Genomic DNA, 25182 nt, shown 5'->3' with positions numbered 1-25182 from the left:
GCGTCACTCCTCGTCGTCCGAGTGGTGGCTGGAGAGCGAACGCCACAGCAGCACCGGGATGATCAGGGTGAACACGATCACTTCCTTGTAGGCACTGGCCCAGAACGAGGCGAAGGCCTCGAGGATGCCCACCGTGAGCGCGCCGGCCGCCGCGATGGGATAGCTGGCCAGGCCGCCGATGATGGCCGCCACGAAGCCCTTCAGGCCGATCAGAAAGCCCGTGTCGTAATAGACGGTGGTGACCGGGGCGATCAGCATGCCCGAGAGCGCGCCGATGAAGGCCGCCAGCGTGAAGGTCAGCCGTCCCGAGAGCGTGGTGCTGATACCCACCAGCCGCGCGCCGCGGCGGTTGACGGCGGTGGCGCGCAGGGCCCGGCCGTATAGCGTGTAGCCGAAGAAGATCCACAGCGCGACGATGAAGACCGCACTGGTGGCCACCACGAACAGGCTTTGGGCCGACCAGGTGACCACGCCCAGGTCCACCTGGCCGTCCAGGAAGGCGGGCGTGCGCCAGCCTTCGGCGCCAAAGAAGACCAGCCCCAGGCCCATGAGGGCGAAATGCACCGCCACCGACACGATCAGCAGCACCAGCACGCTGGCCTCGGCCAGCGGCTGGTAGGCCACGCGATACAGCATGGGGCCCAGCGGCACCACCAGCGCCAGGGTCATGAGCACGTTCACGGCCAGGGGCAGCTGCGCCTGCGCCACGATGGGCGTGAGCCAGACCAGCGCCCAGGGCAGCGCCACGCAGCCAAGCAGCGTGACGGGCAGGCCGCGCCAGACGCCGGTGCGCCAGGCCTGGAACAGCTCCATCAGCAGGACCACGCCGCCGGCGATGGGCAGCAGCCAGACCGTGCCGGGCACCTTGCCGTCGACCAGCATGGCCAGCGTCAATGCGCCGAAGGTGACGAACTCTCCCTGCGGAATGAAGACGACGCGGGTGACGGCAAAGACCAGCACCAGCGCCAGGCCAAGCAAGGCGTAGATGGCGCCGTTGACGACGCCGTCCTGCAGCAGTATCAGGGCAATTGTGGAATCCATCGGTCCGGTGATTCGTGGTCGGGATGGCTGGACGCCGGACGAACGGACCGGCAGAAGAAAGCCGCTGCTTGGCGCAACAGGCCTGGGGACAGGCCGCCGCGGCTTGCGCATCGGCCCGCGCGGCGCGCGGGCCGATGCAAGGATAAAGGCTTAGAGGTCGGGCTGGTAGACCCACTTGCCCCCTTCGACCTTGACCATGACGCGCGAGCGCTCGTCAAAGCCGGCGTGGTCGGTCGGGCTCATGTTGAAGACGCCTTGCGAGACCGCCAGGTCCCTGACGTTCTCCAGCGCGTCGCGCAGGGCCGCGCGGAATTCGGGCGTGCCGGGCTTGGCCTTCTTGGCGGCCTCGGGCACGGCGGCCAGGATCAGCTGGCCGGCGTCCCACATATGGCCGCCGAAGGTGTTGGTCGATCCCTCGCCGTGGGCCTTCTCGTAGATTTCGGTATAGGCCAGGGCCGACTGCTTGACCGGGTTGTCGTCCGGCAGCTGCGAGGCCACCAGCAGCGGCCCGGCCGGCAGCAGCATGCCTTCGCAATCCTTGCCGCACACCCGCAGCACGTCGTTGTTGGCCGCGCCGTGGGTCTGGTAGATGATGCCGCCGTAGCCGCGCGCCTTGAGCTCCTTCTGCGGCAGCGCCGAAGGGGTGCCCGCGCCGGCGATCAGGATGGCGTCGGGCCTGGCCGCCACCAGCTTGAGCACCTGCCCGGTCACGCTGGTGTCGGTGCGGGCGAATTTCTCGACGCCGGCCATCTTGATGCCCTTGGCCTGGGCCGCCTTCTGCATCTCGGCCAGCCAGCCGTCGCCATAGGCGTCGGCGAAACCGATGAAGCCCAGCGTCTTGACGTTCTGCTTGACCATGGCGTCGGCCAGGGCCGAGGCCATCAGCGCGTCGTTCTGCGGCGTCTTGAAGGCCCAGCGGCGCTTCTCGTCCACCGGATCGACGATACGCACGTTGGCCGCCACGCTGATCATCGGCGTCTGGGTCTCGGCGGCCACATCGACCATGGCCAGGGACCCCGGCGTGACCGAGGTGCCGACCACCACGTCCACGCGGTCCTCGGAGATCAGCTTGCGGGTGTTGCGCACCGCCTGGGTGGTGTCGGTGCCGTCATCGAGCACGATGTAGTCGATCTTGATGCCGTCCACTTCCCTGGGCAGCAGCGCCACGGTGTTGCGCTCGGGAATGCCCAGCGAGGCCGCCGGCCCGGTACTGGACACCGTCACGCCTACCTTGACCTGGGCCTGCGCGGCCAAGGGCAGCGCCAGGGCCACCGCGCCGGCCAGCACGGCGCGGCGCAGGATGTCGCGAGCAATCATGGTTGTCTCCTTGTTGTACGGCGCGTGCGGGCGGCCGCGAAAGTTATACAGAAAAATCTTTTTTGTGGCGGAAATAGTATCAAATGGTGAGGCGCCCCTGTGGCTTTCGCGTGTTGGGAGATACCCCCATTTGCCATATCAAACATATTCGTTAATAACGAATTTAAAGCCGCCGCCCCCACCGGTCTGCCTGGGGAATTCCCCAAGAAGCCGGCAAGGCCGGCACATCCTTTAAGATGGCGGGTTGGGACAGCGCCGGACCGGCCCGCGATTATGCCGCAAGCGGCACGCGCCGGGCTACGCGCCCCGCACCGGCGGCGCCGGCGCCTGCCAGGGGCGCGCGGGCGCGAACCCTCGGCCCCGGACGCTGTCTGAAACCCATCGGGCGCGATGCAGAAGGCATCGGCCTTTTTTCCGGACCAGGCGCAAAGCATGGAAAAAATACGCAAGACCGATGAAGAGTGGCGCCGCCAGCTCAGCCCCGAGCAATACTACGTCACCCGCCAGAAAGGCACCGAGCGCGCCTTCACCGGCCGCTACTGGGACACCACCGAGCCGGGCATCTACCGCTGCGTGGGCTGCGGCACGGCGCTGTTCGCCTCGGACACCAAGTTCGACGCCGGCTGCGGCTGGCCCAGCTATTTCGAGCCGATCGACCCGGCGCGCGTGCGCGAGGAAATCGACACCAGCCACGGCATGGTGCGCACCGAAGTGCTGTGCAATATCTGCGATGCGCACCTGGGCCACGTCTTTCCCGACGGCCCGCCTCCCACCGGACTGCGCTATTGCATCAACTCGCTGTCCATGACTTTCGAACCCGAACAGACGCCCCCCGCCCGATGAAGAAGTTTCTTTTCGACCTTTTCCCGCTGATCCTGTTCTTCATCGCGTACCGCTACGCCGATATCTACGTGGCAACCGGCGCGGCCATGGCCGCCGGGGTGGCGCAGATCCTCTGGCTCAAGCTGCGGCGCCAGCCCATCGAGACCATGCACTGGATCAACCTGGGCGTGATCGTGTTCTTTGGCGGCGCCACGCTGCTGCTGCACGACGAGGCCTTCATCAAGTGGAAGCCCACCGTGCTGTATTGGGTGTTCGGCGCCGTGCTCCTGGGCGCGCGCCTGTTCACGGGCCGCAACCTGCTGCGCAAGCTGCTGGGCGCCAAGATCCAGATGCCCGACGCCATCTGGGACCGCTTCAACGCCAGCTGGGCCGTCTTTTTCCTGGCCGCCGGCGTGCTCAACCTGTTCGTGGCGTTCTCCGGCTATTTTTCCGAAGCGCAATGGGTCAACTTCAAGGTCTTCGGGCTGACCGTGCTGCTGCTGGCCTTCGTGGTGATCCAGTCTCTGTGGCTGGGCCGGCACATGCAGTCGCCCGGCGAATCCACCGAGACGGAGCGCCGGCCATGAACGAACAACGCATCGCGCTGCTGCGCGAGCGCCTGGCGGCCCTGGCGCCGCAGTCGCTGGACATCGAAGACGAGTCGCACCTGCATGCCGGCCATGCCGGCGCGGCCGGCGGCGCCAGCCATTTCCGCGTGCGCATCGTGGCAGACTGCTTTGCCGGCCTGCCCCCGGTGGCGCGCCATAGGCTGGTGTATGATCAATTGCAGGATCTGATCCCTTATCCCATTCATGCACTGGCGCTGCATGCCCAGGCACCCTCTAAGGAAGTCTCCCCATCATGAAACGACTCGCCATGCTGGCGGCGACGATTGCCGTCGCGGCACCGTTGCACGCCCAGAACGTCGCCACCGTCAACGGCAAGCCCATCACGCAGAAGAACATCGATGAGTTCGTGACCCTGCTGGTGTCGCAGGGCGCCGCCGACTCGCCCCAGCTGCGCGAGCAGGTCAAGCAGGAGATGATCAACCGCCAGGTGCTGATCCAGGCCGCCGAGCAGCAGGGCATCCCCAAGCAGGCTTCGGTGCAGACCGAGCTCGAACTGGCCCGCCAGGGCATCCTGGTGCGCGCCCTGATGGCCGACTACCTGGAAAAGAACCCGGTCACCGATGCCCAGGTCAAGGCCGAGTACGACAAGCTCAAGGGCGAGCAAGGCGACCAGCAGGAATACAAGGTGCGCCACATCCTGGTCGAGGACGAAAAGCTCGCCAACGACCTGACCGCGCAGATCAACGGCAAGAAGGCCAAGTTCGAAGACCTGGCCAGCAAGCACTCCAAGGATCCGGGCAGCGCCGAGCGCGGCGGCGACCTGGGCTGGGCCCCGCCCTCGAACTACGTGCAGCCGTTCGCCCAGGCGGTCACCTCGCTCAAGAAGGGCCAGGTCAGCGCCAAGCCGGTGCAGACGCAGTTCGGCTGGCACGTCATCCAGGTCGAGGACACCCGCCCCGTCGAGTTCCCGCCGCTGGACCAAGTCCGTCCCCAGCTCGAAGAAATGCTGCGCCAGCAAGCCCTGGCCAACTACCAGCAAGAGCTGCGCAGCAAGGCCAAGATCCAGTAAAGTGCCGCCCGCGCGGCCCTGAAGGGCCGCGCGAACCGGCTCAGTCCAGGCCCAGCAGCTGCTTCAGGCCGTCCTCGTCCAGCACGGGCACGCCCAGCTCCTGGGCCTTGGTCAGTTTGCTGCCGGCTTCCTCGCCGGCCACCAGGTAGGCGGTCTTCCTGGAAACCGAACCGCTGACCTTGCCCCCGGCATCCATGATGTGGCGGGTGGCCTGCTCGCGCGTCCAGGTGGGCAGCGTGCCGGTCAGCACCAGCGTCTTGCCGGCCAGCGAGCTGCCTTGGGCGGCCGCCTCGGCCTGCGGCGCCACGCCTTGCTCGAGCAGGGCCGCGACGATCTCCCGGTTGTGCGGTTCCTGAAAGAAGCGGTGCAGCGAGCCCGCCACCACCGGCCCCACGTCGGGCACGGCCAGCATCTCTTGCTCGCTGGCCTGCATGATTTTTTCCAGCGAGCCGAAATGCCGGGCCGTGTCGCGCGCGGTCGTCTCGCCCACATGGCGGATGCCCAGGGCAAATAGCAGCCGGCCCAGCGTGGGCCGGCGCGCCTTGTCCAGGGCGGCCACCAGGTTCTCGGCCGACTTGCGGCCCATGCGCTCGTACCCGGCCAGTTCGTCGGCCGTCAAGGTGAACAGGTCGGCCAGGGATTTGACCCGGCCGCTGTCGACCAGCTGGTCCACCAGTTTTTCGCCCAGCCCCTCGATGTCCAGCGCCTTGCGTCCGGCGGCGTGCAGCAGCGACTGCTTGCGCTGGGCCGCGCAGAACAGCCCGCCGGTGCAGCGCGATACCGCCTCGCCCTCGGGCCGCTCGATGGCCGACTCGCACACAGGGCAATGAGCCAGCATGCGGAACAGCCCGGCACCGGCGGGCCGCTTCTCCAGCACCGGCCCCACCACTTCGGGAATCACGTCGCCGGCGCGCCGCACGATCACGGTATCGCCGATGCGCACGTCCTTGCGCAGGATCTCGTCCTCGTTGTGCAAGGTGGCGTTGGTGACGGTAACCCCGCCCACGAAGACCGGCTCTAGCCGGGCCACCGGCGTGATCGCGCCGGTGCGGCCCACCTGCACCTCGATGGCCTGCAGCACGGTGGTGGCCTCTTCGGCCGGGAACTTGTGCGCCACCGCAAAGCGCGGCGAGCGCGAGACGAAGCCCAGCACCTTCTGCGCGGCCAGCCCGTCCAGCTTGTAGACCACGCCGTCGATGTCGTAAGGCAGGCCGCGGCGGGCCTGCCCGATGCGGGCGTAGTAGTCCAGCAGGCCCGCCGCGCCGCGCACCAGCGCGTTGTGCTGGCGATTGACCGGCAAGCCCAGTTCATGCAGCCAGGCCAGCATGCCGCCATGCGACTCGCGCGGCAAGGCGGCGGTGGCCCGCGTGCCGGGCAAGGCCTCGCTGAACTGGCCCGGCTCCTGCGCGGGCAGGTCCTGCACCACGCCCCAGCCATAGGCGAAAAAGCGCAAGGGCCGGCGCGCCGTGATGCGCGGATCGAGCTGGCGCAGGCTGCCGGCCGCGGCATTGCGAGGATTGACGAAGATCTTCTCGCCGCGCTCGCGCTGCGCGTCGTTGAGCTTTTCGAACTCGGCGCGGTTCATGAAAACCTCGCCGCGCACCTCGAGCACACGCGGGGCCGGCCCGCGCAACACCAGGGGAATGGACTTGATGGTGCGGATGTTGCTGGTGATGTCCTCGCCGGTGGCGCCATCGCCGCGCGTGGCCGCCTGCGCCAGCCTGCCGTCCTCGTAGCGCAGGCTGACCGCCAGGCCGTCGAGCTTGGGCTCGCAGAAATAGTCAGGCTCGTCCTGCTCGTCCAGCATGCCGGCGCGGCGCAGCGTCTCGGCCACCCGCTGCGCGAAGGCCAGCACGTCTTCCTCGCTGAAGGCGTTGCCCAGCGACAGCATGGGCACGGCATGGGTGACGGTGCCGAAGGCCTGGACCGGCGCGGCGCCTACCCGCTGGGTCGGCGACTCGGGCGAGACCAGCTCGGGATGTTCCGCCTCCAGCGCCTGCAGCTGGCGCATCAGCGCATCGTATTCGCCGTCCGTGATCTGCGGGGCGTCCAGGACATAGTACAGATGATTGTGATGCTCGATCTGGGCACGCAGGCGCGCCGCCTGCTGAGAAGGATCTGCGGGGGGCGAACCGTCGCGCGAAGATCCATCGGACGACGGGTTACCCGCCGCCGGCGCGCCGGCGGGCGTCTGCTGCCTGCCGCTCACGAGAAGACCCGCAGCGCGCGCGCACTGGCCGCCGGCAGGCCGGCCTGCTCGAGCTGGGTATAGAGCACCTGCAGGCGCTCGTCGATGCCGGCCTCGGCGCCGTCCTGCAGGGGACGGCCCTGGTCGTCCACCAGTTCGGCATCCAGGCGCGCGGCCAGTTCGCGGCCCACCTTGACCATGCGGCCGAAGGGCTGCGGATCGGGCGGGCTGCAGGGCACGTCCAGCAGCAGGCTCATGCGCTCGACGCTGCCCTGCCCGTCCTCGCCCAAGGGCTGGCCATCGGCGCGCGACAAGGTGAAACGGGCCAGCCCCTCGTCCGAAAGCCAGGCCAGGCGCTGGCCTTGCGGGACGAAGCCGATCTCCTGGGCGGCCCGCAGCACGTGGGCCAGGGGCCTGGCCGCGCCCAGCATGAGCGTCAGGCCCACCTGCGTGTCCAGGGCGGCGCAGGTATCGTCCAGCTTGGCCGCGCGCTCGAGCACGGCCTGTTGCTCCGGCCCCTCGATGGTGGCCTCGAAGCGTTCGGCCAGGTCCTGGGCGCGCGCCCAGGCCTGCGACCATTCGATGGCGCTTAGCGGACCGCTGCGATTGGCCAGCAGCACGGCGATCTGCATGGAAACGTAGTGCTCGCCCGGGCGCAGCCGCGCGCGGTGGCGGCCCTGGTCGGTCTCGGCAAAGACGCGCACCGGCTTGCGGCCGGCATGGCGCATCGATTGCAGCGCGGCCATGAGTTCGGCCGCCGGCACGGGCGCGGGAAATGCCAGGTCGATGACCACTTCGCTGCTGGCATCGGCCTCTTCGGGATCGTCGGCGGCCGGCTCGTGCGCGCCGGGCGCACCGTCTTCGGCATAGTGGGCCACGCCCAGGCCCGGCTCGCGGCGCTGGCCCGGCGCCGCAGCGCCGCCGGCCGTGCCCGCGCCCAGCAGCGGATCGTGTTCGGATGCCGGGAAATGCGCCTGCATGCGCTGGCGGGCGCGGCGGTCCTGCCACCAATTAAAGCCCAGCACCAGGGCAATGAGCAGCACGCCCAGTAGGATCAGTCCGATCTGCAAATCACTCATCTATTCAACTCCGCAACCGGCAGCGCAGGGACCTGGCCTTGGCCTTGGCCGATGCGCGCGGCGCATCCAGCCTTATGCCGCCTCTGCCGCCCACTGCACGGCAGAGTCGATGTCAACCGCCACAATACGCGAAACGCCTTGTTCCTGCATGGTGACGCCCACCAGTTGCTTGGCCATCTGCATCGCGATCTTGTTGTGCGAGATGAACAGGAACTGGGTCTGCTCGCTCATGCTGCCTACCAGCTTGGCGTAACGCTCGGTATTGGCGTCGTCCAGCGGCGCATCGACCTCGTCCAGCAGGCAGAACGGCGCGGGGTTCAGCTTGAACAGCGCGAACACCAGCGCGGTGGCGGTCAGCGCCTTCTCGCCGCCCGAGAGCAGGTGGATGGTGCTGTTGCGCTTGCCCGGCGGCTGCGCCATGACCTGCACCCCGGCATCGAGGATTTCCTCGCCGGTCATGGTCAGGCGCGCCTCGCCCCCGCCGAACAGGCGCGGGAACAGCTCGCCGAAATGGCCGTTGACCGTCTCGAAGGTTTCCTGCAGCAGCTGCCGGGTTTCGCGGTCGATCTTGCGGATCGCGTCCTCCAGCGTCTCGATGGCGGCGTTCAGGTCGCTGTGCTGCGAATCGAGGAAACCCTTGCGCTCGCGGGCGCTGTTCAGTTCGTCCAGCGCCGCCAGGTTGACCGAACCGAGGGAATCGATCTGGCGCGAGATGCGCTGGACCTCGGATTGCAGCCAGCCCACCCGCCGCCAGGAATCGTCCAGGGACGCCAGGTCGGCGGCCAGCGCCGCCCGGTCGACCTGGCGCGACTCGAGCTGTTCGGCATATTGCTCCACGGCCAGGCGCGCGGCCTGCTCCTGCAGCTGCAGCTCGGTGATGCGGGCGCGGCGCGGTTCGAGCGAACGCTCGCGCTGCAGGCGCTCTTCGTCGGCTTCGCGCAATTGCGCCGCCAGGGTATCGAGCTCGATACGGGCGCGGGCCAGGGTTTCCTCGCGCTCGGCGCGCGATTCGAGCGCATCCTGCAGGCCGGCCTGCGCGGCCGAGGCGTCCAGGGCGGCCAGCTCGGATTCGAGCTGCTCGAGCTCGGCGCCGGCACGGCGCGCCTGCTCGGCCGCCAGTTGCTGGTTGCGCTGCAATTCGACGATGCGCGCGCGGATGCCGCGCTCGGCAAACTCGGCCTCCTGGGCGCTGCGCTCGAGCTCGCGCAGGCGGGAGCGGGCCTGGTCCGCCTCGGCGGCCAGGGCCTCGCCGGCCATTTCGGCCTCGGCGAACTGCGATTGCTGCTCGGCCAGCTCCTGGTCCAGGGTCTCGAAGCGGGCCTCGGCCTCTTCCCGCGCGGCCCGCAGCTCCTCCTGCTGCGCCGAAAGCTCGGCCAGGTCTTCGCGCAGCCGCGCGGCACGCTCGCCCGACTGCTGAGCCTGCTGCTGCAGGCGCGAATATTCGAGCTGGATGTCGTGCAGCCGGGTGGTGACCTCCGAGACGCGCTGGCGCGCCGGGCCCAGCGACTGCGAGACGTTCTGCCAATCGGCCTCGGCGCGCGCCACGGCGCTGCGCGACTGGTCGGCGATCAATTGCTGGGCCCGGACCTCGCGCTGCAGGTTCTCGATCTCCTGCTGGCGCGCCAGCAGCCCGGCCTGCTCTGAATCGGCGGCATAGAAACGCACGCTGTGCGCATCGACCAGGTGGCCGCTCTTGAGCACCAGCACCGCCCCGTCGGGCAGGCTGGCGCGCGCGGCCAGGGCCTGGGCCAGGTCGTCGGCCGTATAGACATTGCGCAGCCATGCGTTAAGCAGCGTGCGCAACTGCGGGTCGCTGATACGCAGCAAGCCGGACAGCGGCGCCAGCCCGGGCTCGGCCGGCGCGGCGGCGGCCGGCACGGGCAGCTGATAGAAGGCCAGCCGCGCAGGCGGGGCGTCTTCGGCAAAGGCGCGCGCCCAATCCAGGCTGCGCACCTCCAGGCCGGCCATGCGCTCGCGCAGCACGGATTCAAGGGCGGTTTCCCAGCCCGGCTCGATATGCAGCTTCTGCCACAGGCGCGCCAGGCTGCCCAGCTCGTGCTTGGCCAGCCAGGGCTCCAGCGCCCCCTGTTTCTGCACGTCTTCCTGCAGCTTGGCCAAGGCCGAAAGCCGGGCTTCCAGCCGGGCCAGCGACTGCGCCTCGGCCTGCGCGGCCTGCTGAGCCTGGCTGCGCCGGGCATCGGCCTCGGGCACCCTGGCCTCCAGCGTGGCCAGGGCCTCCTGGGCTTCGGCCAGCTGGTCCTCCAGCATGGCCTTCTCGCCGGCCAGCTGCTCGATGCGGGCCGGATCCGGGCTGTGCAGCTCGCGCAGCTCCTGTTCGAGCCGCTCGCGCCGCTGCTCCAGGTGCTGCAGCTGGCGGTCGGATTCGCGCTGCGTCTGCGCGGCCAGGGCCAGGCTTTGCTCGACCCGCGCCAGGGCGCTGCGCATCTCGTCGCGCGAGGCGGCCGCGGCCCGCACGCGGTTCTCGATATCGGGCAGCAGGGCCTGGGCGTCGAAAGCGGCGGCCTGGCTGGCCTCGGCGCGCGCCGCGCCTTCGGCCAGCTCTTCCTCCGACTGGGCGATCTGCTCGGTGCAATGGGTCTGCTGGGCCTGCCAGTCGGCAATCTGCTCCTGCAGCTGCGTGCGGCGCGCCTGCAGCCGGTTGCGCGAATCCACCACGTGGCGGATCTCGGCCTCCAGGGTATTGACCAGCGCATTGGCTTCGTACAAGGCGCCCTGCGCGGCATGCACGGCGTCGCCGGCGGCGTAGTGCGCCTGCCGGCGCGATTCGAGCTGGGCCTCGTCCGAGCGCAGCGCCGCGATGGCCGCCTCCAGCTCGTTCTGCGCCTGCTCGATCTCGCGCGCCTTCTGGTCGCGCTCCTTGATGGCGGCGGCCTCTTTCAGGTACCAGAGCAGGTGCTGCTTGCGCTCGCCATCGGCCTGCAGCTCGCGGTACTGGCGCGCCACCTCGGCCTGCGACTCGAGCTTTTCCAGCTGCCCGCCCAGCTCGCGCAGGATGTCCTCGACGCGCACCAGGTTCTCGCGGGTATCGGCCAGGCGGTTCTCGGTTTCGCGGCGGCGCTCCTTGTAGCGCGAGACGCCGGCCGCCTCTTCGAGATAGACCCGCAGCTCTTCGGGCTTGGCCTCGATCAGCCGGTTGATCATGCCCTGGCCGATGATGGCGTAGCCGCGCGAGCCCAGGCCGGTGCCCAGGAAGATGTCGTGGATGTCGCGGCGCCGGACCTGCTGGTTGTTCAGGAAATAGCTGCTGGTGCCGTCGCGCGTGAGCACCCGCCGCACCGCGATCTCGGCATAGGTGCTCCACTGGCCGGCGGCGCGGCCTTCGCTGTTGTCGAACACCAGCTCGACCGAGGCGCGCGCGGCGGGCTTGCGCTGGCCCGAGCCGTTGAAGATGACGTCCTGCATGGACTCGCCGCGCAGCTCGGAGGCGCGGGTCTCGCCCAGCACCCAGCGCACGGCGTCGATGATGTTGGACTTGCCGCAGCCGTTGGGCCCCACCACGCCGACCAGCTGGCTGGGCACGGGGATGGTGGTGGGGTCGACGAAGGACTTGAAGCCGGCGAGTTTGATCTGGGTCAGGCGCACGGTGACAGGGTCTGGTTCGCTCTGCGGTGCGCGGCACGGGCCGCGCGATCGGGATTAAAAATCGGCCCATCCGGGCCGTTACCGGTTAATGATACCCCAGGCCCGGCCCCTGTCCGCCGCGCCCGCGATGCAGGCGGAAGGGCCCTGCCGCGCGGGCTATACTGCCCGGCTAAGATTGCCCCCGCACGGCGCGCCGCACGGCCGCGCTCGACCGAGACGAGACCCCACTCGGAGGACCCCCGCTTGAAACGAGGCTTTTACCTGGTCATGGCCGCCCAGGCGCTGTCGTCGCTGGCCGACAACGCGCTGTTCATCGCCGCGGTCGCCCTCATCCAGGAACTGCAAGGCCCCGATTGGATGACGCCCGCCATGAAATGGTGCTTCGCGTTGTCGTATGTCCTGCTGGCGGCGTTCGTGGGCGCCTTCGCCGACTCGTATCCCAAGGGCCGCGTCATGTTCGCGACCAATGCGCTGAAGGTCGCCGGCTGCCTGCTCATGTTCGCCTACGCCGGCTTCGGACTCTCCGCCACCGGGCAAACCTATCTGGTCTGCGCCGCCTATGCCATCGTCGGGGTGGGCGCGGCCGCCTACTCGCCGGCCAAGTACGGCATCGTCACCGAAATGCTGCCGCCGGCCATGCTGGTCAAGGGCAATAGCTGGATCGAAGGGCTGACCGTCATCTCCATCATCCTGGGCACCGTGCTGGGCGGCGCGCTGATTTCGCCCCAGGTCTCGGCCTGGCTGCTGTCGCACCCCTGGATCAACAGCCTGGTGGGCACCCCCGCCGAGGCCGCGATCCTGGTCATCGCCTTCGTCTACCTGGCCGCGGCCGCCTGCAACCTGCTCATCCCGCATACCCACATCACCTACCCGCCCCAGCAGAAGCATCCGGTCAAGCTGATGCTGACCTTCGCCGGCTACGTGCGCATCCTGTGGCGCGACAAGCTGGGCCAGATCTCGCTGGCCGTCACCACCCTGTTCTGGGGCGCGGGCGCCACCTTGCAGCTGATCGTCATCGAATGGGGCCGCGCGCACCTGGGCTACCGGCTGGACCAGGCTTCCATCCTGATGGGCGTGGCCGCCGTGGGCACCGTCATCGGTTCGATCCTGGCCGGACGCATCCCGCTGCGCCGCGCCCTGTGCGTGCTGCCCATGGGCGCGCTGATGGGCGCCGTGGTCATGCTCATGCCCTTCGTGCATTCGACCTGGAGCGTCTACCTGCTGCTGCTGGCCACCGGCGGCCTGGCGGGCTATTTCGTGGTGCCCATGAACGCCCTGCTGCAGCACCGCGGGCACGTGCTGCTCTCGGCGGGACACTCGATCGCGGTGCAGAACTTCAACGAACAGCTCAACATCCTGCTGATGGTGGCCTGCTACACGCTGATGCTGTGGCTGGACCTGCACATCAACGTGATCATCGTCATCTTCGGCCTGCTGGTCAGCTGCCTGATGCTGCTGGTGATGCGCTGGAGCCGCCGCAACCTGCAGGCCGACCCCACGCTGCATGAGCAGATCGGGCAGGAAGGGCACGGGAAGGCGCTCTGACGCGGCTTTCCCGCTTGTGTCGTTGCGGCGGGGGGCCAGGTTGACCTGGGAACGCCCGCCGAGGCGGGTGGCGCGGGAGCGGCGCTACCGGCATGGATGCGGCCGAGCGCTGGTTCCGCTCGGCCCCTGGCTACATCAACGACGCGGCCAGCCTCAGGTCCTGCCAGGCCTTGGCTTTTTCCAAGGGGCTGCGCAGCAGGTAGGCGGGGTGATAGCTCACCACCAGCGGCACCTGTCGCCCGTCCGGCGTATCCAGGGTATGCACGCGCCCGCGCAGGCTTCCGATGGGCGCGTCGGTGCGCAGCAGGGTCTGGGCCGCGAAACGGCCCAGCACCAGGAGGCGTTCGGGCTTGAGCAGCTCGATCTGGCGCATCAGGTAGGGACTGCAGGCCGCGATTTCCTCGGGCCGCGGGTTGCGGTTGCCCGGCGGGCGGCACTTGATGACGTTGGCGATGAACACGTTGCTGGCCCGGCTTTTGCCCACCGAGGCCAGCATGGCGTCGAGCAGTTGGCCGGAGCGGCCCACGAAAGGCTCTCCCTTGCGGTCTTCCTGTTCGCCGGGCGCCTCTCCCACCACCATCCAGGTGGCCTGGCGCACGCCCACGCCGTAGACGGCCTGCTTGCGCCCCTGGCACAGGCCGCAAGCCGTGCAGGCCAGCACATGCTCGCGCAGCTGGTCGAAATCGGACTGGGCCGCCAGCTGGGCGGTTTGCCGGGCAGCCTCGCCCTCGGCCGCCGGCTTGGAAGGCGCGGAAGGCTTGGCCGGCACGCGGCCGGCCTGGATGCCGGCCGGCGCCTGCACGGGCGGCGCCAGCCGCGCCGGGCCGCCAGGCCCGGGAGCGGATGCCGGGGCAGCGGCGGGGCCGGCCTTGCCGGGCTGCGCGGCAGGCTGCGCGGCGCACGGGTCGGCGCCGGGCGCTGGCGCCCTGGCTGGAGCCGGCGGCAGCCAGTGCTTTTCCACGCCCAGCTCGCGCAGCCATATCCGCTGCAGCGCGCTGGGCTGCACAGCCGGAACCGGAAACACGTCGGCATCGGGCAGGTTCATGGCGCAGCCCCGGCGCCAGGCCCGGACAGGTCCTTGCGCAGCACCAGCGCGTCCTCGCGCTGGCCGTGGGCGGCCGGGTAGTAGCCGCGGCGCAGGCCTATCTGCACGAAGCCTTGCGCCGCATAAAAGGCGCGCGCCCGGGCGTTGGAAGGACGGACCTCGAGCAGCAGGGCATCCAGGCCGCGCCCCCGCGCCTGGGCCTCGCAATGGGCCAGCAAGGCGCCGCCCAGGCCGCGTCCCTGTGCATCGCGGCGCACCGCGATGACCAGCAGGTGGGCCAGGTCGGGCGCCGGCATGCTGATGTAAAAACCCGCCAGCCCGTGCTCGTCGCGCATCGCCCAGGCCTCGTAGCCGGCCTGCAAGGCATCGGCGAAATTGCCGCGCGTCCAGGGAAACGCCTGCACGGACTGCTCCAGCGCGGCGACCTCGTCCAGGTCCGCGGCGGTCATGGGCTGGAGCCGGCCCGCCCCGCCGCACGCCGGCCAGCCGGCCGGCGGCAGGCTGGCGCGCGGGTTGCCGCCTTCGCCGCGCTCGCGCTCGGCGGTGGTGAAGGCCACTTTGTCGCGCACGTACAGCGGCGCGGCAAGCTCGGGAGCCAGCCGCTCGCCCCGCTGCCATGCCGCCAGGGCCAGGCGCGCCACCGAGGCGGCATCGGGCCGCAGCGCCGCATCGGCCTGCCAGCCATCGGGCAGCGGCATCGCTGCCGCATAGGCCGTCCAGGCATCGCCGGCGGCCAGCACGGGCAGGCCCGCATCGACGCTCCAGCCAGGCAGTTGTCCGCGCACCCAGGGCACGGCCTGGCTGGCCGGGATCAGGACCGGCGCAAGCAGGGTCTGCCAGCGCCAGGGATCGTCGCCGCGTCGCAGCACGGCCAGGTAGACCTCGTCCATCCGGGCATCGAGCGCGACCGCCACGCATTGGCCCGCCGCGGCCGCCGTCTGGGCGGCGACCGACTCGTGCGAGCCGATCGGCAGCACCGGCACGTCCAGCGCGTAGGCCAGCCCCTGGGCCACGCCGCAGGCCACGCGCAGGCCGGTAAACCCCCCCGGGCCCTGGCCGAAGGCCACGGCGCCGAGCTGCCCGCGCGCCAGGCCGGCCTCGTCCAGCAGGGCCTGCGCCATGGGCAGCAGGCGTTCGGCGTGCTCCTGCGTGCCCTCGTGTTCGCGCACGGCCAGCCGCGCCGGCTGCGACTGCTGCGCGCACAGCAGGGCCACGCCGCAGCGCGACGACGAAGTTTCCAGGGCAAGCAGGGCAAATTCCATGGCATGCCATTGTAAAGAGAAAGCCGAACCGGCCCCGCCGCAGGCCCGCAAAATTCGCCTACGTTACTGAAAAAACGCGTCTTTTCTACCGTTACCTGCTTTGTGTAATATTTTGCGAACACCCACTAGCGGTCGTTTCGCGCCACTGTTACATTTGCGCCCATGAATACTCAGACCCCCAACCCCTCCCGTAAAGTCCTCGTCGTCGACGATGACCCCCGCCTGCGCGACCTGCTGCGGCGCTATCTCTCGGAACAGGGATTCAACGTGTTCGTGGCTGAAGATGCCAAGGAAATGGGCAAACTCTGGCAGCGGGAACACTTTGACCTCCTGGTCCTGGATCTCATGCTGCCGGGGGAGGACGGCCTGTCCATCTGCCGCCGGCTGCGTGGGGGACACGACAACACGCCCATCATCATGCTGACCGCCAAGGCCGAGGAAATCGACCGTATCGTCGGCCTGGAAATGGGCGCGGACGACTACCTGTCCAAGCCTTTCAACCCGCGCGAACTGCTCGCGCGCATCAACGCCATCCTTCGCCGCCGCGGCACCGAGGAGCACCCCGGCGCGCCCAGCCAGGAAAACGAGTCGATCGCCTTCGGCCCGTATACGCTCAACCTTTCGACCCGCACGCTCATGCGCAACGGCGAGACGGTGCCCATCACCACGGGCGAATTCTCCGTGCTCAAGGTCTTTGCCCGCCATCCCAAGATCCCGCTCTCGCGGGACAAGCTGATGGAGCTGGCGCGCGGGCGCGAGTACGAAGCCTTCGACCGCAGCCTGGACGTGCAGATCTCCCGCCTGCGCAAGCTGATCGAGCCGAATCCTTCCAAGCCGGTGTTCATCCAGACGGTCTGGGGCCTGGGCTACGTATTCGTGCCGGACGGCGGTGGCTGATAGCCGGTCGAGCGCGGCCGGCGCGGCAACGCGCCACGCCGCCTCGCGACGCTCCTCGGCCCGGCGTGCCCTGGCTCAACGCCTGAGACTGGGGCTTTTCAGCCGAACCTTTCTTTTGCTGGCTGCCCTGATGGGCCTGAGCCTGGTTGCCTGGCTGCAGGTCTTTTTCAGCATGGAAATGGGGCCTCGCGCCAGCCAGATGGGTCAGCGGGTGGTCACCACGGTGAACATCACGCGGACCGCGCTCGTCTATTCCTCCGACACCAACCGCAGCAAGATGCTGCTGGACCTGGCCACCAACGAGGGCATACAGGTCTATCCCCGCGCCGTCGACGACGTGGTCGAGCCGCTGCCGGCCAACAGCTACTGGCAGCAGGTCGCCGCGCACATCAGCGCGCGCTTCGGCCCCGACACCCTGCTGGCCTGGTCGGTCAACCGGGTGCCGGGCTTCTGGGTGAGCTTCCAGATCGACGAGGACCGCTACTGGCTGGTCTTCGAGCGCGAGCAGATCGGCCTGACCGGCGGCATCGAATGGCTGGGCTGGGCCGCGGCGGCCCTGCTGCTGTCGCTGATCGGCGCGGCCGTCAGCGTGGGCTTCGTCAACCGGCCCCTGTCGCGCCTGGCACGCGCCGCCCAGATCCTGTCGCGCGGCGAGACGCCGCCCGCCCTGCCGGAGACCGGCCCGACCGAGATCCGCGAACTGAACGCCAGCTTCAACCGCATGGCGCGCGACCTGCGCCAGACCGAAGCCGACCGCGAACTGATGCTGGCCGGCATTTCGCACGACCTGCGCACGCCGCTGGCGCGCATGCGCCTGGAGATCGAAATGAGCGGCGTCAGCGAAGAAGCCCGCCAGGCCATCGACGAGGACCTGGCCCAGATCGATCACAGCATCGGCCAGCTGATGGACTACGCCCGCCCGGCCGGCGCGCTGCCGCAGATGGCCACCGACGTCTCGCAGGTGCTCACGGAGCTGTACGAGCGCGAGCGCAGCCACACCGAATCGACCGGCGGCGAGCTCGAGGCCCACATCGAGCCGGGCCAGCGCGTGCGCATCACGCCGCTGGATCTCAAGCGCCTGGTGGGCAATCTCATCGAGAACGCCCGGCGCTACGGCAAGTCGCTGGACGGGCGCGCCTACATCACGCTGACGGTGCAAGCAGAAGGTAATACGCTTGTGATAGAAGTATCGGACCGCGGTCCCGGCATCGCCGCCGACGACATCCCGCGCCTGCTGCGTCCGTTCTCACGGGGCGATGTGGCGCGCACGGGAGTCAGCGGCGCCGGGCTGGGCCTGGCCATCGTCGACCGCCTGCTCGGGCAGGTCGGCGGGGCCTTGCACCTGATCTCGCGCGAGGAAGGCGGACTGACGGCGCGCATAGAGCTGCCCAAAGCCCGTTTTAGAAATTTTCAATTAGACAGCGACAACCCATAGCGTAGAATGTGGGTTCTTGGGCTGGCGACAGCCCCTCTCTCTAGACACAGGAGTTCCTGAATGAAAACCGTAGGCGATAAACTCGAGCCCTTCAAGGTCGTCGGCGTCAAGCCCGGCTTCAACCAGCACGAAGAAAACGGCGTGTCGGCGTTCGAAGACATCACCGAAAGCTCGTTCCCCGGCAAGTGGAAGGTCATCTACTTCTACCCGAAGGACTTCACTTTCGTCTGCCCCACCGAAATCGTCGGCTTCAACAGCCTGGCCAAGGATTTCGAAGACCGCGACGCCGTGCTGCTGGGCGGCTCGACCGACAACGAATTCGTCAAGCTGGCCTGGCGCCGTGAGCACCCGGACCTGAACAAGCTGGGCCACTACCAGTTCGGCGACACCACCGGCTCGCTGATCGACCAGCTGGGCGTGCGCGAGAAGGGCGCCGGCGTTGCCCTGCGCGCCACCTTCATCGTCGATCCGGACAATGTCATCCAGCACGTTTCGGTCAACAACCTGAACGTGGGCCGCAGCCCCGAGGAAATCCTGCGCCTGCTGGACGGCCTGCAAACCGACGAACTGTGCCCCTGCAACCGCACGGTCGGCGGCGCGACGCTGTAATTGCCCGCACCCGGCTGAAGGAAGCCGGCATGGAACAGGGACTGCTCCCGCCATGCCGGCGCCTTGCCGGGTTTTTTCATCTCCAACCTATAGGTGAAAACTATGGAATTTATCTCGTCGATTAAAGAACAGCTGCCGGACTGGGCCAAGGATATCCGCCTTAACCTGGACGCGGTCATCGCCCGCTCCACCCTGAGCGCCGAAGACGCCGTGGGCACGGCGCTGGCCGCGGCCTATGCCGCGCGCAGCACCACGCTGGTCGAAGCCTTCAAGAGCGGCCTGTCCGAGACCGATGCCAACGCCGCCCTGACCGCCGCCGCGCTCATGGGCATGAACAACACCTGGTATCCCTATGTGGAGATGACCGGCGACGCCCAGCTCAAGACGCTGCCGGCGCAGCTGCGCATGAACGCCTATGGCACGCATGGCGGCGTCGAGAAAAAGCGCTTCGAACTGTTCGCGCTGGCCGCCTCCATCATCGGCAAGTGCCACTTCTGCGTGCAGTCGCACTACGAGCTGCTCAAGAAGGAAGGCCTGACGGTCGAGCAGCTGCGCGACGCGGGCCGCATCGCCGCCGTGGTCAACGCCGCCGCGCTCGCCCTGGCCGCCCAGGGCAAGAACTGATAGGGGCCCGGCCGGCCGCTCAGGCGCGGGCGATCAAGGCCACCACGGTGGCCGCGATGCCTTCCTTGCGGCCCAGGTAGCCCAGGTGCTCGTTGGTCTTGGCCTTCACGTTGACGGCCTGGGCGTCGATGCCCAGGTCGGCGGCGATGTTCGCCACCATGGCCGGGGCGTGCGGGCCGATCTTGGGCGCCTGGGCATGCACCGTGGCATCCACGTTGACCACCTGCCAGCCGGCCTGGGCCACCTTGGCGCAGGCCTGGCGCAGCAGCACCCGGCTGTCCGCCCCCCGGTAGGCCGGGTCCGTATCCGGAAAATGCCGGCCGATGTCTCCCAGCCCCGCCGCGCCCAGGATGGCGTCGGTGACCGCGTGCAGCAGCACGTCGGCATCGGAATGGCCCAGCAACCCGTGGCTGTGGGGAATGGCCACGCCGCCGATGATCAGCGCACGGTCGGGCACCAGCGCATGCACGTCGAATCCCTGCCCCACCCGGAACGGCACACCCGGCCTCGTCATAGCCACTTCTCCATCAAAGCAAAATCCTCGGGCCAGGTCAGCTTGAAATTGCGCGCCGAGCCCTTGACCAGCAAGGGCGCATGGCCCATTGCCTCCATGGCGCCGGCCTCGTCGGTGACGGCCGCGCCCCTGAGCGCCGCGCCGCGCAGGGCCTGGCGCAGCGCCCCGGCGCGAAACATCTGCGGCGTCTGGGCCAGCCACAGCCCCTCGCGCGGCACCGTGCGCGCCACGCGGGCCTGGCCCTGCTTGACTGTATCGGACATGGGCAGGGCCAGCAGCCCGCCCGTGCCGTCGGACAGGCAGGCGTCGATCAGCCGCGCCAGCGCGTCGGCGGGCAGGCCGGGACGGGCCGCATCATGAACCAGCACCCATTCCTGCTCGCCCGGCTGGGCATCGCGCAAGGCGTTGAGCACCGTATCGGCGCGCGTGGCGCCCCCGCACGGACGCACCACCGTGCGCGGCAGGCCGGCCAGCACCGCGTCGGCGCGCACGTCCTGCGGCGCCACGGCGACCCGCACCTGGGCGATGCGCCGGTCGGCCAGCAGGGCCTTGACCGCATGGCGCAGCATCGCCTCGCCGGCCAGCAGCCGGTATTGCTTGGGCGCCTGCCCGGCCTGGGAATTGGCCCGGGCGCCCACGCCGGCGGCCGGCACGATGGCGATGATTCGTTCTGACATGGGTCGGGATTTTATAATCATCAACGCAATGTCCACATCCGCCCCCCCTGCCCCGCCCGCGCCGGCCTATCCGGTTCCTTCGACCCCCGCCGTCCTGTCCGCCCTCAAGCCCGGCCTGCGCCACGCCCAGCCGCGCCCGCCCGGCGCGGGCGACGCCTGGTGGCTGGCCGACATCGCCCGGCAAAGCGCCCGGCCGCTGGTCATCCTGAGCGCCGAGCCGCTGGAGGCCCAGCGCCTGGCCGACGAGATCCTGCTGTTCTCGCCGCAGCTTCGGGTGCGCCAGCTGCCCGATTGGGAAACCCTGCCCTACGACAGCTTCTCGCCGCACCAGGACCTGATCTCGGCGCGGCTGCAGGCGCTGCACGCGCTGATGCAAAAAACGGTGGACGTGCTGACGGTGCCGGTCACCACCGCGCTGTACCGGCTGCCGCCCCCAAGCTTCATGGCGGCCTATACCTTTTCCTTCCGCCAGGGCGAGACCCTGGACGAGGCCGCGCTGCGCGCGCAACTGACGCTGGCCAACTACACCCATGTCAGCCAGGTCACCGCGCCGGGCGAATTCTGCCTGCGCGGCGGGCTGATCGACCTGTTTCCCATGGGCTCGGCGCTGCCCTACCGGCTGGATCTGTTCGACGACCAGGTCGAATCCATCCGCGCCTTCGACGTGGACACCCAGCGCAGCCTGTACCCGGTGCGCGAAGTGCAGCTGCTGCCCGGGCGCGAATTTCCCATGGACGAGGCGGCGCGCAACCTGTTTCGCGCGCGCTTTCGCGAAATGTTCGAAGGCGATCCCTCGCGCGCCACGCCCTACCGCGACATCGGCAACGGCATCGCCTTCGCCGGGGTCGAATACTACCTGCCGCTGTTTTTCGACGAGACCGCCACGCTGTTCGACTATCTCGATCCGCAGGCGCTGGTCGTCACGCTGGGCGACACCGACGATGCAATCCGCCGTTTCGCCCAGGACACCGCCACCCGCTATCAGTTCCTGAAGGCCGATCGCGAGCGCCCGGTGCTGGCGCCCGAACTGCTGTTCCTGTCGGGCGAGTCGCTGTTCGGCCGCATCAAGGACTTTGCCCGCCTGACGCTCGATGCCCAGGCCCGCCATCCCGACTTCGGCCCGGCTCCCGCCGCGGCGGTGCAGCGCCGCGCCGAGGATCCGCTGGCCCGCCTGCGCCTGCTGGTCGAAGCGGCGCGCGCCCAGGCCGACGCGCGCCGCGTGCTGCTGTGCGCCGACTCGGCGGGCCGGCGCGAAACCCTGGCGCAGATGCTGGCCGAGCACGGCCTGGCGCCGGACGTGCAGACCGAAACCATCGATGCCTTCCTGCAATCGCCGCAACCCTTCGGCCTGACCGTCGCCTCGCTGTCGGCCGGCTTCACGCTGGCGGCCGGCGGGGTCATTTTCCTGACCGAGGCCGATCTCTATCCGGACCACGCCGGCAGCCGCCGCGGCAGGCGCGTGCAGGAGCGCGCCAGCAACGTCGAGGCGATGGTGCGCGACCTCTCCGAGCTGCGCCCGGGCGATCCGGTGGTGCATGCGCAGCACGGCATCGGCCGCTATCACGGCCTGGTCGGCATGGACATGGGCGAAGGCGAGATGGAATTCCTGCACCTGGAATACGCCAACGGCAGCACGCTGTACGTGCCGGTCTCGCAGCTGCACGTGATCGCCCGCTACAGCGGCGCCGACCCGGAGGCCGCGCCGCTGCACCAGCTGGGCTCGGGCCAGTGGGACAAGGCGCGCCGCAAGGCCGCCAGGCAGGTGCGCGACACCGCCGCCGAACTGCTGGACCTGTACGCCAAGCGGGCCGCGCGAGAAGGCTACGCCTTCAAGCTGCCGCTGTCGGACTACGAGATGTTCGCCGAAGGCTTCGGCTTCGAGGAAACCCCCGACCAGGCGGCCGCCATCCAGGCCGTGCTGATGGACATGAGCTCGGGGCGGCCCATGGACCGCCTGGTCTGCGGCGACGTGGGCTTCGGCAAGACCGAGGTCGCGCTGCGCGCGGCCTTCATGGCGGTGGCCAACGGCAAGCAGGTGGCCATCCTGTGCCCGACCACGCTGCTGGCCGAGCAGCATGCCCAGACCTTCTCGGACCGCTTCGCCGACTGGCCGGTCAAGGTGGTCGAGCTCTCGCGCTTTCGCTCTGCCAAGGAAGTGGCCGCCACCATCGAGGGCATCAACAACGGCACGGTGGACATCGTCATCGGCACGCACAAGCTGCTGTCCAAGGACGTGAAGTTCAAGCGGCTGGGCCTGACCATCATCGACGAAGAACACCGCTTCGGCGTGCGCCAGAAGGAGGCCCTGAAGGCGCTGCGCGCCGAGGTCGACGTGCTGACGCTTACCGCCACGCCCATCCCCCGCACGCTGGGCATGTCGCTGGAAGGCATCCGCGACTTCTCGGTGATCGCCACCGCGCCGCAAAAGCGCCTGGCCATCAAGACCTTCGTGCGGCGCGAGGACGGCAGCACCATCCGCGAGGCGCTGCTGCGCGAGCTCAAGCGCGGCGGCCAGGCCTATTTCCTGCACAACGAGGTCGAGACCATCCACAACCGGCGCGCCCGGCTGGAAGAACTGGTGCCCGAGGCGCGCATCGGCGTGGCCCACGGCCAGATGCCCGAGCGCGAGCTCGAGCAGGTGATGAAGGCCTTCTACCAGCAGCGCTTCAACGTGCTACTGTGCACCACCATCATCGAGACGGGCATCGACGTGCCCAGCGCCAATACCATCGTCATCCACCGCGCCGACCGCTTCGGGCTGGCCCAGCTGCACCAGCTGCGCGGACGCGTGGGCCGCTCGCACCACCAGGCCTACGCCTATCTGCTCACGCCGGGCGAGGACGCCATCACCTCCAACGCCAAGAAGCGCCTGGAAGCCATCCAGGCCATGGAAGAGCTGGGATCGGGCTTTTACCTGGCCATGCACGACCTGGAGATCCGCGGCACCGGCGAGGTGCTGGGCGAGGCGCAGTCGGGCAACATCCAGGAAGTGGGCTTCTCCATGTACAACGAGATGCTCAACGAAGCCGTGCGCGCCCTGAAGGCGGGCCAGGAGCCCGACCTGGACGCGCCGTTCTCGGCCGGCTGCGAAGTCAACCTGCACCTGCCCGCCCTGCTGCCGGCGGACTACTGCGGCGACGTGCATGCGCGCCTTGCCATCTACAAGCGCCTGTCGCACGCCGCCGACGAGGACGCGCTGATCGAGATCCAGGAAGAGCTGGTGGACCGCTTCGGCAAGCTGCCCGACGCGGCGCGCGCCCTGCTGGCCACGCACCGCCTGCGGCTGGCGGCCCAGCCGCTGGGCGTGCAGAAGATCGACGCCAGCGAAAGCCAGGCGCTGCTGCAGTTCAAGCCCAAGGCGCCGGTCGACCCCGTGCGCATCATCGAACTGGTGCAGAAGCAGCGGCATGTGCGGCTGGCCGGCCAGGACAAGCTGAAGGTCGAGATCAAGGCGCCGGACCTGAATGCGCGCGTGGACGCGGTCAGGACGGTATTGCGCGCCCTGGCTTGAGGGCCGCCCGGCGCCTTTGGCCGCAGCGGCGCGACATTCGCAAGACGCCGAGCAGCACGCGCCAGCCGCCTGCTACGATGACGCGTTTTCTCCATTCCGCCGCCGCACTGTCCCATGAGTTCCGAAACCACCCACCTCGTCGTCCAATCCCCCGCCCTGTCGGCCGAAGCCGTTGAACAGGCCGCCGCCGTGGCCATGGCCAATGGCTCGTTTCGCATCAACGCCACGGCCGTGCGGCTGACGGACGTGGCCACCGACGAGCAGACCCGCCGCGACGTGCGGGAATGGTGCGCCCAGGCCGGCGTGGACTACGCCTATGTGCCGGCGCGCCACAGGCTGGCCGACTACAAGGTGCTGGCCATGGACATGGATTCGACGCTCATCAACATCGAGTGCATCGACGAGATCGCCGACTTCATCGGCAAGAAGGCGCAGGTGGCCGCCATCACCGAGGCCGCCATGCGCGGCGAGATCAGGGACTTCAGCGAAAGCCTGCGGCGCCGGGTGGCGCTGCTCGAAGGCACGCCCTCCGAGGCGCTCGAGCGCGTCTACGAAGACAGGCTAAGGCTCAATCCCGGCGCCGAGAAACTGGTCGAGCAGGCCCATGCGGCCGGCCTGAAGGTGCTGCTGGTCTCGGGCGGCTTTACCTACTTCACCGACCGGCTGCGCGAGCGGCTGAGCCTGGACGCGGCGCATGCCAACGTGCTGGAGATCGACAACGGCGTGCTGACCGGCCGCGTGCTGGGCGACATCGTCGATGCCTACGGCAAGGCGCTGCACCTGCGCGAGTTCGCCCAGCGCCACGGCGCGCGCAACGAACAGATCATCGCCATCGGCGATGGCGCCAACGACCTGCAGATGCTGGGCCTGGCGGGTATTTCGGTGGCCTACCGGGCCAAGCCGGTGGTGCGCGAGCAGACCCGCTATGCGCTGTCGCACTCGGGCCTGGACGGCGTGCTCAACTGGTTCGAGACCTAGGTCCGGGCGCCGGATCCAAGGGTCGGCGGTTCAAGCCCCAGGCTACAGTGCCTGGGACGCACGCTAGGATCGCGGCGCTGGCCTGCGCCGCACCAGGTACCGCAGCACGAAGCCGGGATACGCCAGCACCAGGAACAATGAAAACGTGATGGCGTAGAACTCCCAGCCCTGCCGGAAACGGTTGCCCAGCTGCGCCTCGACGGCGAAGGCCAGCAGGCCGACCAGCAGGTAGAAGGCCAGCAGCTCGGCCAGCCGCACCCAGAAAGGCTTGGGCGCCGGCGCGCCGCCCTGGCGCCAGGGCAGCACGGCAAAGACGCGCTCGGTCAGGAACGGCAGGTTGGCGCAGACCAGCGCCAGCCCGATCAGCAGCCAGATGGCCAGCGTCTGGTTCATCCGC

Annotated in this window: 21 protein-coding genes; 11 read left to right on the top strand and 10 right to left on the bottom strand. The window is 69.1% G+C overall.

Annotation, left to right across the window (positions count from 1 at the left end):
• Window positions 1-3 precede the first annotated feature (3 nt).
• Both V8Z80_RS13710 and V8Z80_RS13705 read right to left on the bottom strand, forming a co-directional pair.
• Window positions 4-1041: a branched-chain amino acid ABC transporter permease gene (locus tag V8Z80_RS13710; RefSeq protein WP_155194919.1), complete on the bottom strand. Its 1038-nt coding sequence runs from the start codon at window positions 1039-1041 to the stop codon at window positions 4-6.
• A gap of 150 nt (window positions 1042-1191) precedes the next feature.
• Window positions 1192-2358 carry an ABC transporter substrate-binding protein gene (locus V8Z80_RS13705; protein ID WP_155194917.1) on the bottom strand — a complete coding sequence of 389 codons (1167 nt, stop codon included), beginning with the start codon at window positions 2356-2358 and terminating at the stop codon, window positions 1192-1194.
• A gap of 432 nt (window positions 2359-2790) precedes the next feature.
• Between V8Z80_RS13705 and msrB the strand changes: the two genes are divergently transcribed.
• Genes msrB through V8Z80_RS13685 form a run of 4 tightly spaced genes read left to right on the top strand, consistent with a single transcriptional unit; the run spans window position 2791 to window position 4818 of the window.
• Window positions 2791-3201: a peptide-methionine (R)-S-oxide reductase MsrB gene (gene msrB / locus V8Z80_RS13700; protein ID WP_336062368.1), complete on the top strand. Its 411-nt coding sequence runs from the start codon at window positions 2791-2793 to the stop codon at window positions 3199-3201.
• Complete coding sequence (locus tag V8Z80_RS13695) at window positions 3198-3767, top strand: septation protein A (RefSeq protein ID WP_155194913.1); 570 nt, start codon at window positions 3198-3200, stop codon at window positions 3765-3767. The genes msrB and V8Z80_RS13695 overlap by 4 nt, the downstream gene beginning before the upstream one ends.
• Window positions 3764-4045: a BolA family protein gene (locus V8Z80_RS13690; protein ID WP_155194911.1), complete on the top strand. Its 282-nt coding sequence runs from the start codon at window positions 3764-3766 to the stop codon at window positions 4043-4045. Before V8Z80_RS13695 ends, V8Z80_RS13690 begins: the two co-directional genes overlap by 4 nt.
• On the top strand, window positions 4042-4818 hold the full coding sequence (locus V8Z80_RS13685) for a foldase protein PrsA (RefSeq protein ID WP_336062367.1): 777 nt from the start codon (window positions 4042-4044) through the stop codon (window positions 4816-4818). The genes V8Z80_RS13690 and V8Z80_RS13685 overlap by 4 nt, the downstream gene beginning before the upstream one ends.
• 40 nt (window positions 4819-4858) lie before the next feature.
• Here the strand turns inward: V8Z80_RS13685 and ligA are convergent, their stop codons facing one another.
• The 3 genes from ligA to smc all read right to left on the bottom strand — a co-directional run bounded on the left by ligA (window position 4859) and on the right by smc (window position 11688).
• Window positions 4859-6913, bottom strand: a complete 2055-nt coding sequence (gene ligA / locus V8Z80_RS13680) for an NAD-dependent DNA ligase LigA (RefSeq protein WP_442951981.1) — start codon at window positions 6911-6913, stop codon at window positions 4859-4861.
• A gap of 110 nt (window positions 6914-7023) precedes the next feature.
• The gene (locus tag V8Z80_RS13675; RefSeq protein ID WP_336062365.1) at window positions 7024-8085 is read right to left on the bottom strand and encodes a cell division protein ZipA C-terminal FtsZ-binding domain-containing protein; all 1062 of its coding nucleotides are present in this window, start codon (window positions 8083-8085) and stop codon (window positions 7024-7026) included.
• A gap of 72 nt (window positions 8086-8157) precedes the next feature.
• Window positions 8158-11688 (bottom strand): chromosome segregation protein SMC, encoded by a 3531-nt coding sequence (gene smc, locus V8Z80_RS13670; protein ID WP_336062364.1) that lies wholly within the window; start codon window positions 11686-11688, stop codon window positions 8158-8160.
• 243 nt (window positions 11689-11931) lie between these two features.
• Between smc and lplT the strand changes: the two genes are divergently transcribed.
• A complete protein-coding gene (gene lplT / locus V8Z80_RS13665; protein ID WP_336062363.1) occupies window positions 11932-13233 on the top strand; it encodes a lysophospholipid transporter LplT in 1302 nt (433 codons plus the stop codon).
• Between the two features lie 130 nt (window positions 13234-13363).
• Here the strand turns inward: lplT and V8Z80_RS13660 are convergent, their stop codons facing one another.
• Both V8Z80_RS13660 and tsaB read right to left on the bottom strand, forming a co-directional pair.
• Window positions 13364-14278: a uracil-DNA glycosylase gene (locus tag V8Z80_RS13660; protein WP_336062362.1), complete on the bottom strand. Its 915-nt coding sequence runs from the start codon at window positions 14276-14278 to the stop codon at window positions 13364-13366.
• Complete coding sequence (tsaB, locus tag V8Z80_RS13655) at window positions 14275-15540, bottom strand: tRNA (adenosine(37)-N6)-threonylcarbamoyltransferase complex dimerization subunit type 1 TsaB (protein WP_155194901.1); 1266 nt, start codon at window positions 15538-15540, stop codon at window positions 14275-14277. The genes V8Z80_RS13660 and tsaB overlap by 4 nt, the downstream gene beginning before the upstream one ends.
• Before the next feature lie 162 nt (window positions 15541-15702).
• Between tsaB and ompR the strand changes: the two genes are divergently transcribed.
• From ompR to V8Z80_RS13635, 4 genes are all read left to right on the top strand, one after another.
• Window positions 15703-16437 carry an osmolarity response regulator transcription factor OmpR gene (gene ompR / locus V8Z80_RS13650; RefSeq protein ID WP_155194899.1) on the top strand — a complete coding sequence of 245 codons (735 nt, stop codon included), beginning with the start codon at window positions 15703-15705 and terminating at the stop codon, window positions 16435-16437.
• A gap of 115 nt (window positions 16438-16552) precedes the next feature.
• A complete protein-coding gene (locus V8Z80_RS13645; RefSeq protein ID WP_442951977.1) occupies window positions 16553-17872 on the top strand; it encodes an ATP-binding protein in 1320 nt (439 codons plus the stop codon).
• A gap of 60 nt (window positions 17873-17932) precedes the next feature.
• Window positions 17933-18481: a peroxiredoxin gene (locus tag V8Z80_RS13640; RefSeq protein WP_155194897.1), complete on the top strand. Its 549-nt coding sequence runs from the start codon at window positions 17933-17935 to the stop codon at window positions 18479-18481.
• A 102-nt stretch (window positions 18482-18583) separates the two neighbouring features.
• Complete coding sequence (locus V8Z80_RS13635; RefSeq protein WP_155194895.1) at window positions 18584-19105, top strand: carboxymuconolactone decarboxylase family protein; 522 nt, start codon at window positions 18584-18586, stop codon at window positions 19103-19105.
• Window positions 19106-19124: 19 nt separating this feature from the next.
• On the opposite strand, the gene ispF is transcribed toward V8Z80_RS13635, so the two are convergent.
• Window positions 19125-19619: a 2-C-methyl-D-erythritol 2,4-cyclodiphosphate synthase gene (gene ispF / locus V8Z80_RS13630; RefSeq protein WP_336062361.1), complete on the bottom strand. Its 495-nt coding sequence runs from the start codon at window positions 19617-19619 to the stop codon at window positions 19125-19127.
• Window positions 19616-20296: a 2-C-methyl-D-erythritol 4-phosphate cytidylyltransferase gene (ispD, locus tag V8Z80_RS13625; RefSeq protein WP_155194891.1), complete on the bottom strand. Its 681-nt coding sequence runs from the start codon at window positions 20294-20296 to the stop codon at window positions 19616-19618. The genes ispF and ispD overlap by 4 nt, the downstream gene beginning before the upstream one ends.
• A gap of 28 nt (window positions 20297-20324) precedes the next feature.
• Here ispD and mfd point away from each other — a divergent pair, with 28 nt between their 5' ends.
• Together mfd and serB are read left to right on the top strand one after the other, a co-directional pair.
• Window positions 20325-23807, top strand: a complete 3483-nt coding sequence (gene mfd / locus V8Z80_RS13620) for a transcription-repair coupling factor (protein WP_336062360.1) — start codon at window positions 20325-20327, stop codon at window positions 23805-23807.
• Window positions 23808-23921: 114 nt separating this feature from the next.
• Window positions 23922-24785, top strand: a complete 864-nt coding sequence (gene serB, locus V8Z80_RS13615) for a phosphoserine phosphatase SerB (RefSeq protein WP_336062359.1) — start codon at window positions 23922-23924, stop codon at window positions 24783-24785.
• A 63-nt stretch (window positions 24786-24848) separates the two neighbouring features.
• Here serB and V8Z80_RS13610 read toward each other — a convergent pair whose 3' ends face one another.
• Window positions 24849-25178, bottom strand: coding sequence for a DUF2818 family protein (locus tag V8Z80_RS13610; RefSeq protein WP_336062358.1), 330 nt, complete (start codon window positions 25176-25178; stop codon window positions 24849-24851).
• Between the last annotated feature and the right edge of the window lie 4 nt (window positions 25179-25182).

Source organism: Orrella sp. JC864, from assembly GCF_037026685.1.
Classification (GTDB): domain Bacteria; phylum Pseudomonadota; class Gammaproteobacteria; order Burkholderiales; family Burkholderiaceae_B; genus Orrella.
Note: the sequence above shows the minus strand (reverse complement) of the source record. Positions and strands in the feature narration are given on the sequence as shown.

Bases quoted from the DNA above. Each gene is read 5' to 3' on its own strand.
- V8Z80_RS13710 (WP_155194919.1), bottom strand. From the start codon at position 1,041: ATGGATTCCACAATTGCCCTGATACTGCTGCAGGACGGCGTCGTCAAC.
- V8Z80_RS13705 (WP_155194917.1), bottom strand. From the start codon at position 2,358: ATGATTGCTCGCGACATCCTGCGCCGCGCCGTGCTGGCCGGCGCGGTG.
- msrB (WP_336062368.1), top strand. From the start codon at position 2,791: ATGGAAAAAATACGCAAGACCGATGAAGAGTGGCGCCGCCAGCTCAGC.
- V8Z80_RS13695 (WP_155194913.1), top strand. From the start codon at position 3,198: ATGAAGAAGTTTCTTTTCGACCTTTTCCCGCTGATCCTGTTCTTCATC.
- V8Z80_RS13690 (WP_155194911.1), top strand. From the start codon at position 3,764: ATGAACGAACAACGCATCGCGCTGCTGCGCGAGCGCCTGGCGGCCCTG.
- V8Z80_RS13685 (WP_336062367.1), top strand. From the start codon at position 4,042: ATGAAACGACTCGCCATGCTGGCGGCGACGATTGCCGTCGCGGCACCG.
- V8Z80_RS13675 (WP_336062365.1), bottom strand. From the start codon at position 8,085: ATGAGTGATTTGCAGATCGGACTGATCCTACTGGGCGTGCTGCTCATT.
- V8Z80_RS13660 (WP_336062362.1), bottom strand. From the start codon at position 14,278: ATGAACCTGCCCGATGCCGACGTGTTTCCGGTTCCGGCTGTGCAGCCC.
- tsaB (WP_155194901.1), bottom strand. From the start codon at position 15,540: ATGGAATTTGCCCTGCTTGCCCTGGAAACTTCGTCGTCGCGCTGCGGC.
- ompR (WP_155194899.1), top strand. From the start codon at position 15,703: ATGAATACTCAGACCCCCAACCCCTCCCGTAAAGTCCTCGTCGTCGAC.
- V8Z80_RS13640 (WP_155194897.1), top strand. From the start codon at position 17,933: ATGAAAACCGTAGGCGATAAACTCGAGCCCTTCAAGGTCGTCGGCGTC.
- V8Z80_RS13635 (WP_155194895.1), top strand. From the start codon at position 18,584: ATGGAATTTATCTCGTCGATTAAAGAACAGCTGCCGGACTGGGCCAAG.
- ispF (WP_336062361.1), bottom strand. From the start codon at position 19,619: ATGACGAGGCCGGGTGTGCCGTTCCGGGTGGGGCAGGGATTCGACGTG.
- ispD (WP_155194891.1), bottom strand. From the start codon at position 20,296: ATGTCAGAACGAATCATCGCCATCGTGCCGGCCGCCGGCGTGGGCGCC.
- mfd (WP_336062360.1), top strand. From the start codon at position 20,325: ATGTCCACATCCGCCCCCCCTGCCCCGCCCGCGCCGGCCTATCCGGTT.
- serB (WP_336062359.1), top strand. From the start codon at position 23,922: ATGAGTTCCGAAACCACCCACCTCGTCGTCCAATCCCCCGCCCTGTCG.
- V8Z80_RS13610 (WP_336062358.1), bottom strand. From the start codon at position 25,178: ATGAACCAGACGCTGGCCATCTGGCTGCTGATCGGGCTGGCGCTGGTC.